This is a genomic window from Pseudarthrobacter sp. NamE2 (genome assembly GCF_005796205.1).
In the GTDB taxonomy this organism is placed as follows: domain Bacteria; phylum Actinomycetota; class Actinomycetes; order Actinomycetales; family Micrococcaceae; genus Arthrobacter.
This window is the reverse complement of the sequence record NZ_VAHN01000013.1, coordinates 1-14,519: the sequence shown is the minus strand read 5'-3', so window position 1 is coordinate 14,519 and position 14,519 is coordinate 1. Positions and strand designations below refer to the sequence as shown.

13 protein-coding genes are annotated in these 14,519 nt (G+C 64.6%); 1 reads left to right on the top strand and 12 read right to left on the bottom strand.

What is annotated here, in order from left to right; translation table 11 throughout:
* Positions 1 to 288 precede the first annotated feature (288 nt).
* Complete coding sequence (locus FDW83_RS14865; protein WP_138138860.1) at positions 289 to 1,812, bottom strand: SulP family inorganic anion transporter; 1,524 nt, start codon at positions 1,810 to 1,812, stop codon at positions 289 to 291.
* 178 nt (positions 1,813 to 1,990) lie between these two features.
* Between FDW83_RS14865 and FDW83_RS14860 the strand changes: the two genes are divergently transcribed.
* Positions 1,991 to 2,362 carry a MerR family transcriptional regulator gene (locus tag FDW83_RS14860; RefSeq protein WP_240720999.1) on the top strand — a complete coding sequence of 124 codons (372 nt, stop codon included), beginning with the start codon at positions 1,991 to 1,993 and terminating at the stop codon, positions 2,360 to 2,362.
* A gap of 36 nt (positions 2,363 to 2,398) precedes the next feature.
* Here the strand turns inward: FDW83_RS14860 and FDW83_RS14855 are convergent, their stop codons facing one another.
* The 11 genes from FDW83_RS14855 to FDW83_RS14805 all read right to left on the bottom strand — a co-directional run bounded on the left by FDW83_RS14855 (position 2,399) and on the right by FDW83_RS14805 (position 14,021).
* Positions 2,399 to 2,695 (bottom strand): DUF3040 domain-containing protein, encoded by a 297-nt coding sequence (locus FDW83_RS14855; RefSeq protein ID WP_138138859.1) that lies wholly within the window; start codon positions 2,693 to 2,695, stop codon positions 2,399 to 2,401.
* Positions 2,696 to 3,077: 382 nt separating this feature from the next.
* A complete protein-coding gene (locus FDW83_RS14850) occupies positions 3,078 to 3,494 on the bottom strand; it encodes a hypothetical protein (RefSeq protein ID WP_138138858.1) in 417 nt (138 codons plus the stop codon).
* 296 nt (positions 3,495 to 3,790) lie between these two features.
* A complete protein-coding gene (locus tag FDW83_RS14845; protein ID WP_138138857.1) occupies positions 3,791 to 4,846 on the bottom strand; it encodes a LacI family DNA-binding transcriptional regulator in 1,056 nt (351 codons plus the stop codon).
* A 25-nt stretch (positions 4,847 to 4,871) separates the two neighbouring features.
* Positions 4,872 to 6,206, bottom strand: coding sequence for a NosD domain-containing protein (locus FDW83_RS14840; protein WP_138138856.1), 1,335 nt, complete (start codon positions 6,204 to 6,206; stop codon positions 4,872 to 4,874).
* Between the two features lie 37 nt (positions 6,207 to 6,243).
* Complete coding sequence (locus FDW83_RS14835; RefSeq protein ID WP_138138855.1) at positions 6,244 to 7,191, bottom strand: carbohydrate kinase; 948 nt, start codon at positions 7,189 to 7,191, stop codon at positions 6,244 to 6,246.
* Between the two features lie 33 nt (positions 7,192 to 7,224).
* Entirely contained in the window at positions 7,225 to 8,808 is a 1,584-nt protein-coding gene (locus FDW83_RS14830; protein ID WP_138138854.1) for a glycoside hydrolase family 32 protein, read from the bottom strand.
* 39 nt (positions 8,809 to 8,847) lie between these two features.
* Positions 8,848 to 9,891: a LacI family DNA-binding transcriptional regulator gene (locus FDW83_RS14825; protein ID WP_138138853.1), complete on the bottom strand. Its 1,044-nt coding sequence runs from the start codon at positions 9,889 to 9,891 to the stop codon at positions 8,848 to 8,850.
* Positions 9,892 to 9,896: 5 nt separating this feature from the next.
* The gene (locus FDW83_RS14820; protein ID WP_138138852.1) at positions 9,897 to 10,847 is read right to left on the bottom strand and encodes a carbohydrate ABC transporter permease; all 951 of its coding nucleotides are present in this window, start codon (positions 10,845 to 10,847) and stop codon (positions 9,897 to 9,899) included.
* Complete coding sequence (locus FDW83_RS14815) at positions 10,847 to 11,734, bottom strand: carbohydrate ABC transporter permease (RefSeq protein WP_138138851.1); 888 nt, start codon at positions 11,732 to 11,734, stop codon at positions 10,847 to 10,849. Before FDW83_RS14815 ends, FDW83_RS14820 begins: the two co-directional genes overlap by 1 nt.
* 66 nt (positions 11,735 to 11,800) lie before the next feature.
* Positions 11,801 to 13,078 carry a sugar ABC transporter substrate-binding protein gene (locus FDW83_RS14810; RefSeq protein WP_138138850.1) on the bottom strand — a complete coding sequence of 426 codons (1,278 nt, stop codon included), beginning with the start codon at positions 13,076 to 13,078 and terminating at the stop codon, positions 11,801 to 11,803.
* A 484-nt stretch (positions 13,079 to 13,562) separates the two neighbouring features.
* A complete protein-coding gene (locus tag FDW83_RS14805; RefSeq protein WP_138138849.1) occupies positions 13,563 to 14,021 on the bottom strand; it encodes a DUF4383 domain-containing protein in 459 nt (152 codons plus the stop codon).
* Positions 14,022 to 14,519 lie beyond the last annotated feature (498 nt).

Genomic DNA, 14,519 nt, shown 5'->3' with positions numbered 1-14,519 from the left:
TTCACTGGCGCGCCCGTCATGTGGGTTACGTCAGCGAATTTGCGCGTCGGATTTCAGTCCCGCGGGTGTCGGCAGGCTCAGCCGGAGGGGGAATCCGCAGGCTCAACCATCAGGGGTTTCGTCAGGGCTCAACCAGCGAATGCGGGCACCAGCGGGCACTCCGGAAGCTCTTGAGGCGCAGGCGGGTTGCCGGGACGTCGTCGGTGCCCTTACCAGCGGATCTGCGCGTCGCTACAGTGCTCGGAGGGCACGACGGCGGCGCGCGCCGCCGTCGTACGCGTGCCTTTGCTAGTGTCCGGCTCGGAGTTTCCCTCCGAGACGTTCGCACATGGCTGTGCTGGCGTCGTTGAGGCCGATGATTTTCACGTCTTTGCCGTGATGGTGATACTTCTCGGTGATCGCATCCAGGGCTGCGATGGTGGAGGCATCCCACAGGTGCGAGGCGTGCATGTCGATGACTATGTGGTCCGGGTCCAGGGCGTACTCGAACTGGGTGTAGAGGTCGTTGGAGGAGGCGAAGAACAGTTCGCCGTTCACCACGTAGGTGGCGGTCTCGTGGCCCTCAACACTGGTGACTGTCCGTTCGACGGTGACGAGGTGGGCCACGCGGCGGGCGAACAGGACCATGGCCACGAGGACGCCGACGCCGACGCCGATGGCCAGGTTGTGGGTGGCGACGGTGACGATGACGGTGGCCGCCATGACGATGGTTTCGCTCTTGGGCATCATCTTCAGGGTCCGGGGATGGACGCTGTGCCAATCGAACGTGGCCCAGGAAACGAAGATCATCACCGCGACCAGGGCAGCCATTGGGATCACCGAGACCACGCCGCCGAGGGCAACAACCAGGATCAGGAGGAAGACACCGGCGAGGAAGGTGGAGATCCGGGTGCGGGCCCCGGAGGCCTTGACGTTGATCATGGTCTGGCCGATCATGGCACAGCCGCCCATGCCGCCGGTGAAGCCGGTCACGATGTTCGCCACGCCCTGGCCCCATGCTTCGCGGGTCTTGTGGGAGCGGGTGTCGGTCACGTCGTCCACGAGTTTGGCGGTCATCAGGGATTCGAGCAGCCCAACGAACGCCATGGCCAGGGCGAACGGGAAGATGACCTGCAGGGTGTCCAGCGTGAAGGGCACGTTCGGGATAAACAGTGACGGCAGCGAGTCAGGCAGTTCGCCCTTGTCCCCCACAGTTGGAACGGAGATGGCGGCCAAGACCGTGATCACGGTCAGGACCACGATCGCGATCAGTGGCGCGGGTACCGCCTTGGTGAGCTTGGGCAGGCCGAACACGATCACCAGGCCCAGCGCCACGAGTGGGTAAACCAGCCACGGCACGTTGAGCAGTTCCGGGACCTGCGACATAAAGATCAGGATGGCCAGTGCGTTAACGAAGCCGACCATCACAGAGCGCGGGATGAAGCGCATCAGCTTTGCGACCCCGGCCAGGCCCAGGATGATCTGGAAGATGCCGGCGAGGATGACGGCGGCGATGAAGTAGTCCACACCGTGGGACCTCACCAGCGGGGCAATCACCAGGGCGATGGCCCCGGTGGCCGCGGAGATCATGGCGGGGCGGCCACCGACGAAGGCGATGGTCAATGCCATCGTGAAGGAGGCGAACAGTCCAAGCCTCGGATCGACGCCGGCGATGATCGAGAATGCGATGGCTTCCGGAATCAGGGCCAGGGCTACCACGAGGCCGGCGAGGACTTCAGTTTTCAGGCGGCGCGGGGACTTCAGGGTTTCCCGGACTGACTGCAGCTGTTCGGGTGTGTGGGACGGGGCGTCGCCCGCGGTGTTGACGGCCATCGCTGGCTCCGTTCATGGTCAGGAAGACACGGCAGCGCCTTCGCTTTTTCGAAGAATGAAGGGGCGCGGCGATGCGCCGGAAGGAGGGGAACTACGCTTGGAGAGCTCACCGCTCAGCCAAGACTCTACCCTAACGTGATGGTAGAGTTTAAGCCCGGACAAGGAACGGAGGTCTCTGGTGACGGCCAAAACCGGCAGCACGACCATGCACATCGGTGAACTGGCAGAACGGACGGGCCTGTCCCTGCGGACCATCCGCCACTACGACGAGGTAGGCCTGCTCCCCGCGACAGCGCGAACCGGCGGCGGGTTCCGCGTCTATTCGGAAGAAGACTTCGAACGGCTCATGGTCATCAAGCAGATGAAGCCGCTGGGCTTCTCCTTGGAGGAGATGGCGGACATTCTCGCCATTCTCAGGGATGGACAGGCATCCGGACATGGGCCGGGGAAGCTTGCCCAGTACCTTGAGAAGGCGATAGAACAGCGGGCCAAAATGGCCCGCAACCTGGCGCAGGCGGACGAGTTCATCAAGCGCATCAGTGCCCTATAGGTGCCGCCGGACCGATGGCGGACGCGTGGTCTGAGGCTATGGTTTGCCCTTGTGCCCGTCTTGGGGGCCATAGCCCCTGAGCAACCAGTTCGCGGCGGCGACCATCAGCAGGAATCCGAAGGCGCCGACGATGACAAGTTCCGTGGCAATTCCCACGATGACGAGCGTGAAGGCGCCGATCAGTGCCAAGGCTCCCCAGAGCGTAGTGGCAGCCTCCCTGCGCTTATTTCCAGGTGCACCGAACTGTAACGTCCGGTAAAGATCCGGATCGCTGGACGCTAGCTCCTGTTCGAGCTTTTCAAGGCGTCTGCGCTCTTCATCTGACAATGCCATGGGAATTCGTCAGTCCCGCTCCTGATCAAAGCTGAACCCACAAGAACACCGGTAGGTCAGCAGGTTGCACTCGCGCTTTGCTGAGCCTTGTTCCCCTGGGAGGATGACCAGTTGCATTTCCTCGCAGCAATGTATGTGTGAGGTCAGCATCCGCCGCAGTTCCGGGTCTGCCGGCGGTCTGCCGTCCCTCCAGCTTCTGAGCTGTTCCCTCTGGCGCGCACGGCGGGCTACCCGGGATGCCTGTGGTTGCGTCATGTCCAGGTCTCCTTCCTCAGCTCAGGGAGGTGAAGAGCTCGGCGCGCGTCCATCATGGACTGTACAGGTGTCATTGAGTTTTCTTTCCTTAAACGGCGGTTCGCGGAGATGGAAACGCGTGCCGTTTTTATGTCCTGCTGATCGAAAGCTGGACTACCGAAAGCACCGGCAGATCCGGCTCCGGAGGTGCCACACTGGACAGCAAACTGTTGTCGGCCTGTGGTGTGGTCAAGGATGGCGGTTCCACGGCGCCTGTCCGGACAGGTGCCGGTTCACTCCGGGGAGCATGGCGCCGTTCGCAGCAATCCTTGTCCGATTCCTCAGGATCATTGATCAGGCCTGGAGCGTGCACGACGACGGGCGTAGGCCATGCGGAAGCAGAGGCATCAACCGGACTGGCTGCAGTGGCCGCCGTCGAAGGCAGCTCCTCGGAGATCTGCTCGTCTGCTGCCTGCACCTGTCCGTGACTGGGAAGGAGGGCATACCGGCTGCCTTGGGTGTAGGAGGCAGCTCCGGCCAGGAGGAGGGCCAAAAGGAGCCACACGAAAGCACTTCGCAGTGGATTACAGCGAAATGTTCCAAGCGTAAAAACGCTTAGCGCAGCCATGCCCAGTTCCCTGTGACTACCATCCAGACAGCGTAGCCAAGGGTACTTATCGATTGGTCACGCGAGCATTACTTTTGAGCTTCAACTTGAAGGCGCCAGGCAACCCAACTCGCCCGGCAGCAACGGCAGGACCGGCTGCCTGGCTCCGGGTGAGGATGAGTTTGGTGCGTAGGCGCCGCTGGCCACTTTGATGTTCAAGGGTTTCGACAGGCCCGCCAAGTGTTCCGGCCGGTTCAACCGGCGGGAGTTTCGGCAGGCTCTGCCACCGAATTGCGTGACACCAGCGGGCATTCCAGGATGGTCGGCTTGGCCGCCGTCTGGGCGAGATCCGTCTTGCCTTCGATGGCGTCGATAAGTTGCTCCGTTGCCCAGGCGCCCATCTCGTAGTGCGGGAGGGCGACGGTGGTGAGCCCGGGGTGGAGGTTGGCGGCGATGAGTTGCTGGTCATCGAACCCCACAATGGACAGGTCGTCCGGGATGCTCAGCCCCAGCACGGCGGCTGCGCGGTAGGCGCCCATCGCCATCCGGTCGTTGTAGCAGAACAAGGCCGTGGGCCTGTCAGCACGGTTCAGCATCCGCAGGGCCGCCTCATAGCCGCCCTGCACCTCAGAGGCCTCAGCCTCGACAGGTGCCGCGCCGCCGTCGAGCCCTGCTGCCGCCAGCGTTGCCCGGAAGCCCTGAAGGCGCAGGCGGGTTGCCGGGACATCGTCGGTGTTGTTCAGGAAACCGATCCGGGTGTGGCCGGCGTCCAGGAGGGCAGTGACGGCGGTCCGGGCGCCGCCTTCCTCGTCAGGGACCACCGCGGTGATATTTTTCCCGGTGGATACGGAGTCCACCAGGACCGACGGGATGCTGCCCAGGTTCGCCGGAAGTTCCACATTGCGGTGGTACATGGTGGCGTAGAGGATGCCGTCCACCCTCCGCTCGAGCAGGGCCTGGACGTCTGCCGTCCGTGAATCCAGGCTGGCCGAGGCTGACGTGTTGATGATCATCAGGTTGTAGCCGCGGCGCCTGGCGGCCTCGTCGGCGCCCAGGATGATCCGGCCGGCGTGCGGGGTGGTGGCGATGTCCTCACTGAGCAGCCCCAGCATCCCGGTGCGCTGCGTCCGCAAGGCCTGCGCCAGGCGGTTGGGTCCGTAGCCGAGCTGTTCGGCGGCGGCACGGACCTTTTCTTTCGTTTCGGGGCTGACGCGGGCATAGGCAACGTCATTAAGCACGTGGGAGACAGTGGTCACCGACACCCCGGCCGCCTGTGCCACGTCCTTGATGCCGATGTTCTTGGTGCTCATCTGTCTCCCACGTCCTTTGTGTCTCCTAGAAACCTACCGTGGGTGTGGCCCGAATCGCGTTGACGGCCCTGTCGGCGACAACCTGGGCGTCAGTTCCGGAATCGAGGATCGTGTTCCGGGCCGATTCGGAATCGACCAGCACGGCCGTGACGGTGAGGCCGTCCGAGGCTCCGGTGGCCAGCAGGGCGTCCACCTGGGACTCGAAGCAGGAGTCACTCGTCTTGGAGTCGACGTCCAACGCCACCACGTGGTTGTTGGAGACGAAGTTGTTGACTCCCGACTCCAGCCGGACGACGACGGGGGCAGCACCCGCCGGCCGGATGCTCTGGGCGTCGATGACTTCGGAGAAGTGGTTGCCGATCACTGAGTTGTTGCTGCCGCTGATGCTGAGGAGCCCGGTGAGATCGTCCCGTCCGTTGTCGATGCCCAGGAACGGCGTCCACGGCTCATGGTCACGGAGGAAGTGGTTGGTGGCCACGAGGTTTTCGGAACTGCTGTCCTCGAGCAGCACCATGCCGGGGTAGAACGAATGCAGCCGGTTGTTGGTGACGCTGGACCGGGTGACGCCTTTGAAGCGGACGCTGCTGGAACCGCGGGGAAAGACGTTGTTCGCGGTGACCAGGAGCCCGCCATGGTTCTCGGCGTAGATCGAATGCCCCTTGAACCCGGCACCCACCAGGTTGTCGGTGATCTTTGATGCCTGCCCCCAGCCGCGCAGCTCGATGCAGCTTCCGCATTCGGCGATGAAGTTGTGGTGGATGGACAGCGCGTCCGCTTTGTGGATGGTGAGGGCGTTCTCCAAGTAGATGAATCCCATGTCGGTGACCCGGAAAGAGTCGTTGGCGCTGGCCACATAGATGCCGGTCTTGCCGTTCACGTAGGTGTTCTCGGCGGGCAGGCCGGAGCCATCCGCGACGAAGTGCAGCCCGTCGATGCAAAAGTTGGCGAACTCCACGGAGCTGATCCGCGGGCTTCCGCTCCGCTCGACATAGAAGGCAGCTCCCTGGGCCTCTTCGGCCCCGGCGGGCAGGTCCACGATAATGCGGCTCCCTCCGGGCCACAGTTCATGCAGGTCCGGCCATTCGTCTTCGGGGACGTTGAACCGGATGCTCGACGACGTGAACCCGTGCCCCGAGCCCTCAATCCGAAGGAAGCTGACGTCTATCAGCACCTGGGTGCGGAGGTGGTAGTCCCCCGGCGGGATGTAGATCACCGCGCCGGGCTTTCCGCCGTCATTCACGTCGGTGGCGTTCTGCCGTTCCTTGATGTCCGCGATGATGCTGTTGATGACTTCCCCGACGTCCTTGGCCGGATTGCCGACAGGCCAGTCGGTCACGTCGTAGCGGTTGGTGCTTGGCATAGCTTTTTCCTTGATCTTGAAGTTTCGCATCGAGAATTTACGGGGCCACGGGCAGGTGTTCGGCCAGGTCGTCCCGCAGTTCTTCCAACGACGGCGGCTGGGCGCCGGCGCGGCGGACGGTTATGGCCGCTGCCTTTGCAGCCATCCGGCCCAGAGATTCCAGCACCGACGGCGCCAGCCCGTCCGCGCCGCGCATCAGGAGTCCGTAAATTAGGGCGGACATATATGAGTCGCCGGCCCCAATGGTGTCGACGACGGCAGACGGCACCGCGGGAACCGCCACCTGCGCGGCCCGGGTTGTCAGCAGCGACCCCTCCCCTCCCCGAGTGACGGCGACGAGTTCCGCCCCGAGCCCGAGCACCCGTTGCGAGACCTCATCAAGGCTGAGCCGCGGGTAGAGCCAGCATGCATCCTCGTCACTGAGTTTGACCACCTCCGTGAACGGCACAAGCTCCTCGAAAATCGCTACGGCCTCTTCCTGGCTGCCGAGCAGCGCGGGACGGATGTTGGGATCGTAGGTGACCATGCAGCGCTGATGCGATTGCTCGAGCAATTCCCGGACCACCGCGGCTCCCGGGGCAAGGAACGTGGCGATCGAGCCGGTGTGCAGGATTTTGGGCAGCGTGGCCGGCGCAACCCGCGGGAGGTCCCAGCGGATGTCGAAGTCATACTGCGCCGACCCATCAGAGGCCAGGGTCGCCGTCGCGGTTGCGGTTCGCCCTGGGCGAGCGGACCCAGGCAAAAGTTCGACGCCGGCACTGCCCAGCTGCCTTTCGATGGACGCGGCATGGAGGTCGTCGCCGATCGAGGTCAGCAAGCCGGTGGCCACGCCCAGCCGTCCGAGCCCGTACGCAACGTTGGCGGGTGATCCGCCCGGGTGTTCCACGGTGCCGGCGGACGAGACGACGATGTCCATCAGGGCTTCCCCCACAACCACCACGTCAAAGCCCTGAGTGGGCTCCGCGGTGTGCTCAACTGCTGGCATTTCGAGACCTTTCTCTGTACTCGTTGGGTGCTTCTAGTTCAGCGCCGTGACAGTCAGGGAGCGGATGATGGCCCGCCCTCCCCCGACCACCAGCCGGTTCCGCACCTGTCCCTCGTGCGGAAAGACGAGGTCGGTCAGGACCAGCTTTCCGTCCTGAGCGAACACTTCCACCGAGCAATGGTCGACGACGATGCGCAGCTTGAGTGCCCCGCCGTCCAGGACCAGCGGGGCTGACTCCGCAGAGGAGAACTTTTCGTGGAAGGCGGTGTCACCTGACAGCCGGCGGTCCAGGACGAGCCGGCCGGCCGCGGCGTCGTAGCCCAGCATGGTCGCCGAGCTACTGTCAGCATTAGCGGACAGGTGGAACGCCACGGATTCGGCGCTTTCTGGCAGGATGTCTGCCTCGATCACCTGGGCGCTGCCAGGTACCGTGTCCGGCAACCGGAGCTCGGAATCCTGCAGCTCAAACGCGCCCGTGCGCAGCAGCTCAGGGGCCACAGCCGCATCGCCGGCTGAACCTAGTCCGGCCAGGACCGGTTGCTGGACCAGGCGGGTGCTACCGTCCACCGCCGTAAGGCGCACCCCCCGGGCGAGGGTCATGGAGGACCGCCAGGGCGCGGTGGGCAGGTGGTTGGCGTAGTCCCAGTTGTTCATCCAGCCGATGATGATCCGACGGCCGTCCGGGACGTTGCTGAAGGATACCGAGGCGTAGCAGTCGCGTCCCCAGTCCAGCCATAGGCATTCCTGCAGAGCCGACTCGGCAGAAGCAGAGTCACCAAGGGCCCTCACCCCCGCCGGCGCCGCAAGCGAGCCGGCGTCGGGAACGAACCGGACGCCGTCGAACTGCCCCACGAAGTACTGCCCGCCGGAACCGCCGGCCACGGCACCGGGATTGACGTTGACGATCAGCACCCACCTGAGGTTGTCCGGGTCCCCGTCCACCGGCAGCGGAAACAGGTCCGGGCACTCCCACTCCCCCGCGTCGGCGTTGGCCGGACCGAAATCGCTTAGAAATTCCCAGGACTTGAGGTCGGCCGAACGGTAGAAGACAACCTTCTGGTGCTGCGCCTCGACGGCGACCATGATCCAGCAGGCGCCGGAATCCCCTTCATAGCGGAAGACCTTGGGGTCACGGAAGTGCGCTGAGTTCCGGGTGAGGACGGGGTTGCCGTGGTACTTCCGCCAGGTCATGCCGGCGTCCGTACTGTAGGCCAGTGACTGGGCCTGCGTGCCACGGTGCTCGGACGCATCCTTGTAGGCACTGGTGTAGATGGCCACCAGGGCGGGCTCGTCCGCCGTGCCGAAACCGGAGGTGTTGCCGTAGTCCACCACCACGCTGCCGGAGAAGATTTCCTCCGAATCATCGCAGGCGATGGCAACGGGATGTTCCGTCCAGTGCAGCAGGTCGGTGGAGGTGGCGTGGCCCCAGGACATGTTGCCCCACACGCTGCCGTACGGGTTGGTCTGGAAGAACAGGTGGTAGAGGCCGCCGTAGTACACCAGGCCGTTGGGGTCGTTCAGCCAGGTGTCCTGTGCCGTGAAGTGGATGGCGGGCCGGAACCTGGTGGTCTCGGCGTGGGCTGTTTCCGGGAGAGCGGCGTCAAGGCTGCTGGACATGGGTGGCGTTTCCTCTGGGGGACGTTAAAGTGACTGGGTTCAGCCTTGGGGAGCCGCGACGGAATCGCGGCGCACCAGGGGGCAGCCCAGGATGGTCGGGTGGAGTGCCATGAGGGAAAGGTCGGTCTTCCCCTCCACGGCGTCAATCAGGTGCTCGGTTGCCCAGGCACCCATTTCGTAATGCGGCAGGGCCACGGTGGTGAGGCCAGGGCTGGCGTTGGCGGCGATCAGCTCCTGGTCATCGAAGCCGACGACGGACAGGTCGCCGGGGATGCGCAGTCCCAGTTCGGCGGCGGCACGGTAGGCACCCATCGCCATCCGGTCGTTGTAGCAGAACAGTCCGGTGGGCCGGTCGGCACGCGAGAGGATCCGGCAGGCCGCCTCATAGCCGCCGTGCACCTCGGAGACCGCCGACGCCACAGGCGCCGCGCCGCCGTCGAGCCCTGCTTCGTCCAGCATGGCCCGGAAGGCCCGGAGCCGCTGGCGGGTGGCGGGGACGTCGTCGGTGTTGTTGAGGAACCCGATCCGGGTGTGGCCGGCTTCAAGCAGCGCGCCCACGGCGGCGCGTGCCCCGCCTTCCTCGTCCGGGATCACGGAGGTGATGTTCCCGGCGGTGGACACGGAGTCCACCAGGACAGAGGGCACGGTGGCGAGGTTGGCCGGCAGTTCCACGGTGCGGTGGTACATGGTGGCGTAGAGGATGCCGTCCACCCGGCGTTCCAGGAGGGCCTCGACGTCGGCCTGCCGGGATGGGAGGCTGGCGGAGCCGGAGGTGTTGATGATCATGAGGTTGTAGCCACGTGCCTTGGCGGCCTCGTCAGCGCCGAGGATGATCCGGCCGGCGTGCGGCGTGGTGGCGATGTCCTCGCTCACCAGCCCCAGCATCCCGGTGCGCTGGGTGCGCAGGGCCTGGGCCAGCCGGTTGGGGCCGTAGCCCAGTTCCTCGGCGGCGGTCCGCACCTTGTCCCGGGTTTCGGGGCTGACCCGGGCGTAGGAAACGTCGTTGAGGACGTGGGAGACGGTGGTCACGGACACGCCCGCGGCGACGGCCACGTCCTTGATGCCGATGTTCCTGTTGCCCATAATGTTCAGCCCTTGACCGCGCCGAGCGTCATGCCGGCCACGATCTTGCGTTGCAGGAGCAGGGTCAGGAGGATGACCGGGATGGAGTACACGGCGGCCAGGGCCGTCATGGAACCCCAGTCCAGGCCGAACTGGGTCTGGAAGTTGGCGATCACCACGGGCGTTGTCTGGGAACGGATCGCGGTCATCAAGAGCGCGAACAGGAACTCGTTCCAGGAGGCCAGGAAGGCGAAGATCGCGGTGACGGCGATGCCGCCGGACACCACCGGGATCACTACGCGCCAGAGTGCGCCTAGCCTGCTGCAGCCGTCCACGGTGGCGGCTTCCTCCAGGTCTTTCGGCACCGCCTCGAAGAAGCTGGACATCAGCCAGATGGAGAGCGGCAGCGAGATGGTGGTGTGCGCGATGGACAGGGCGATGGGCGTGTCCGAGAGGCCAACGGAGCCCATCATTGAGGCCAGCGGAATACCGATTGCCACGGGCGGGACCATGCGGGTGACCAGGGCGGCCATGATGAAGATCCTGCCGCTGAGGGTTTTGTAGCGGGTGATCCCGTACGCGGCGGGGACCGCCAGGACCAGGGACAGCACGGTGCTGATGACGGCCGTCTGGATGCTGTTGATGAAGGAGGCCAGGACTCCGTTGCGGCCGAGCGCGCTGGTGTAGTTCTCCAGCGTCCACTCCCGGGGAAGGATGGTGGGCGGCACCGCGATGGTGTCGATGGGCGTCTTGAAGGACGTGAACAGCAGGTACAGGAACGGGAATCCGTACAGCACCATGGCCGCTGCGAGGAGGACCCACAGCAGGGTCCGGGTACTGCGGCGGCCGGCTTCCAGGCCTTCCCGGTTGACGCCGCGGCGCTTGCGGGGAGGTACGACGGCGGCCGGTGCGGAAGGTGCCTTGGCCGCCTTGGCCGCGGTCCCGCCGTCGTGTTTGATTCTTTCGGCGACGCGCATCAGTTGTCCTTTCCTGGCCGCCAGATGGTGGCCACCGCGACGAACGCGACGGCGAGCATGGCCAGCAGGTAGATGGTGCCCATGGCGCTGGCCAGGCCGGGATCGCCGAAGCGGATCATGGTGCGGTAGATCAGCAGGCTCATGGTTTCCGAGGCGGACTGCGGGCCGCCGTTGGTCTGGATGAGGATGGTGTCGAATGCCCGGGCGGCGTCGATGCCGCGGACCACCAGGGCGACGGCGATGACGGGGCGGAGCAGCGGAAGGATGATCCGGAACAGCAGGGCGGGTGCCCGTGCGCCGTCCAGCCGGGCCGCCTCGATGAGGTCCCCGGGGATGTTCTGCAGCCCGGCGAAGAGGACCAGGCACATGAATGAGGTGGTGAGCCAGATGTCCGGGATGGCCACCGAGTAGAGCACAATGTCCGGGTCGGAGAGCCAGCCGATCTGGTTGGGGTTGTCCAGGATGCCCGCCTGGTGCAGGACGGTTCCGATGAGGCCGAAGTTGTCGATCATCAGGAATTTCCACAGCAGGCCCGCCACGATCGGGGCGATCATCAGCGGGTACATGAACACGGTCCGCCAGATCTGGGAGCTGCGGCCGAGCATGGTGAACAGCAGGGCCATGCCCAGACCGAGTGCGAACTCGAGCGTGACAACTATCAAGGTGTAGGCCAGGGTCCGCCAGCCGGCGCCGGTGAAGGCCTCGGAGGCGAAGGCGTTGATGTAGTTGTCCAGGCCGACGAAGTCGCGGGGGCCGCCAGCGATCGGGGAGATTTTGAAGAAGCTGTCCGTGATCAGGCGGAACAGCGGGAAGGCCACGAAGACTGCCAGGAACAGCGCCGCCGGGGCCATCAGGTACAGGGCGAAGCGGCGATCGGAGATGCGCACGGTTTTCTCTTCCGCTGGTTGGGGCCGCGGCCGGCACCGGTTGGTCAGGTGCCGGCCGCGGGGGTCTTACTTGAGGAGGTCCTCGATCTGCTTCTTGGCGTCGGCGAGGAGGGCGGCGGAGTCACCGCCGGCCACGGCCTTCTGCAGCATGGGCACCAGGACGGTGTCCACAATCTGCTGCCACTTTTCGGTGGCCGGGCGGGTGGCGGTGGCGGGGCCGTTGAGGGTCTCGATCAGGGGGCCGAAGCTCTCGTAGCCTTCCTTGTCCTGGTACTTCTCGAACGCGGAGATGCGGGAGGCCAGGCCGAGGTTGGATTCGATGCCCTTCTCGTTGTGGTCGTAGGCGCACTGGACGAACTTCTTGGCAGCCTCGGTGTTCTTGGTGGCCTTGGGAACGGTCAGGTACCAGGGGCCGGGGACGCCGCCGATGCCGGCGGAACCTGCGATCATCGGGGCGGTGCCCACCTCGCCGGCCACCGGGGAGTCCGCGGGGATCTGCCGGTAGGCGTGGGCCCAGAAGCGGGTCATGGCCGTCTTGCCCTGGTTGAACAGGTTTTGCGCTGCGGCCCAGTCCACCTGCGCTGCGCCGGAGGGGGCGGACTTGGCGAGGCCGACGTAGAAGTCCAGGGCTTCCTTATGGGCGGCATTGTCGATGACCACCTTGTCGCCGTCCAGGACCATGGGCGAGCCGGCCTGCAGGACGTGGGCCAGCCATTCGGTTTCCACTCCGCCTTTGACGTCCGTGCCGTACATGCCGTCCCTGGTGAAGAACTCGGAGATGTCCTGGTACTGCTTCCAGGTGGTGGGGGCGGCGAGCTCGTAGCCGTACTTGGCCTGGAAATCGGCCTTGTTCTTGGTGTCCTCGAACAGGTCCTTGCGGTAAAGGATGATTTCGGCGTTGGTCCAGGCGGGCAGGCCGATGAAGTGCCCGTCCACGTTGGCTTCCTTGACCAGGGCCGGGAAGATGTCCTTCTTTGCTTCCTCGGTGAAGATCTCGTCGATGGGCTGGACGGCGTCCTTGAAGCTGGGCAGCCAGACGGAGTCCAGGGCGGCGACGTCGAAGGAGACGTTGCCGGAGGAGAATTCGCTGGAGAGCCGGTTGAACATGCCGTCGTAGGGCAGTTCGACGAAGTTGACGTTGACGCCGGCGTCCTGCTTGCACTGTTCGGCGACGCCGGTAAGCACGGCATGGCCGCCGGCTTCGACCAGGACGTTGACGGTGTTGGTGCCCGCGCTTCCTGACGTGTTGGCCGGGCCCCCTGCGCCGCACGCGGAGGCGGCCAGTGCGGCGGCGGTGCAGATGCCGCCGATGGCGAGCCTACTGATGAATGTACGAGTGGACATCGCTGTCGACTCACTTTCTCTCGAACGGAAGTGGTGAGAATGACTTGGGGTGCAAAATCGTTTTGCCAAAACGACTTGGCACTTAGATTAGGATGCGCGGGACACGGGTGTCAAGGGTCACAGGGAAAGTTGCAAAACCGTTTTGTCCACTGAGAGGACAAGGAGTACGACGGTACGCACCTCCGCCCCGCGGCTCCCCTTCGCCGCCTGGCCGGTTCAACCCCCTTCGCTCCCCCACCGCCGCGAGTTTTTGTCCAGATATGCAGACCTCCGGGCACCGGAAGTCTGCATACATGGACAAAAATCCAAGTGCCGACGAGTGTGAAGTTGCCGCCACAGCAGTCGGGGAACGCGTACTGCCCTCGACGCGCAAAGAGGCTGGTGCTACCCGAATTCAGGTAGCACCAGCCTCGTTTGCGTGTCGGTAAAACTATGCGTCTAAGTACGGTGTCCGAAAGCTGAGTGTTGTTTCCGCGGTTTGAGGTTACCGGCTGGCTGTCCCGGCGGTGCGTGTGTTGCGGGAAAGCAGGACGGCCAGGGCGATCATGCCGATGCCAAGGACGAAGTGCAGCCAGTTGTCAGCGGTGTTGACCGGGACGAAGTTGGCGGGAGTGTCATGGCCGATGATGAGGCCGTACAGCCACAGGACCAGGTAGATGACGCCGCCGTAGAGCAGGTAGTTTCGGGACTGGGTGTTGGTGCGCGACATCAGGATCCCGGCGACGCCGAAGAGCAGGTGGACGATGTTGTGCAGGATCGAGACCTGGAAGATGCCCAGCAGGAGCGCTTCAGAGTCGTGGCCGGCGAAGGAGAGTGCTTCGTAATTGCTGGTGATGCCGGGAATGAAGCCGAGGACGCCGACGAGAAGGAAGACTGCTCCCACCGCCTGGGCTGCCTTTTGAACATTCGTTTTGGGTTCGGTGATGCGGTTTTCTGTCGTCATGTGGTTGCTCCTGATTCGTTGAAATGCGTTATGTGCTGTTCCTGCCCCTGGCGGGGCCGTGCAATCGTTCGTGTCCGTCGTTCCCGTGCCCCGTGCATGCCAGAGCCTGGTTCGGTGTTTCTTAGGTGACGGATGTGTTGTTCCAGTTGTTGGCGGAAGAGGTTCTCATCGGATGGTTCATTTCCGGTTCCTTTTCCGATGAGGCTTTCAGCGGCGGAAAGGGCGGCACGTCCTTCCGGGGTGAGGTGAAGTTCGGCGCTGCGGCCGTCGCGGCCCCGTTCCTTGCTCAAGTACCCAGTGCTTGAAGCCGCCGGAGAACTCTGCCGAGGTTTTGGCTTTCGCCGCTGGTGAACTGCTGGTCCGGGTCCGTGCGCTGCCCCGCCGGGTTGCGGGTCGGCGTTGGAACCAAGTCCTGGCCGCTCACGTGTTTTGGACGTTGGTTTTGGCGTCGGTGGCGCGGTCTTTGACGTCGGTGGCGGCTTGCTGGCCTTCGGTTTT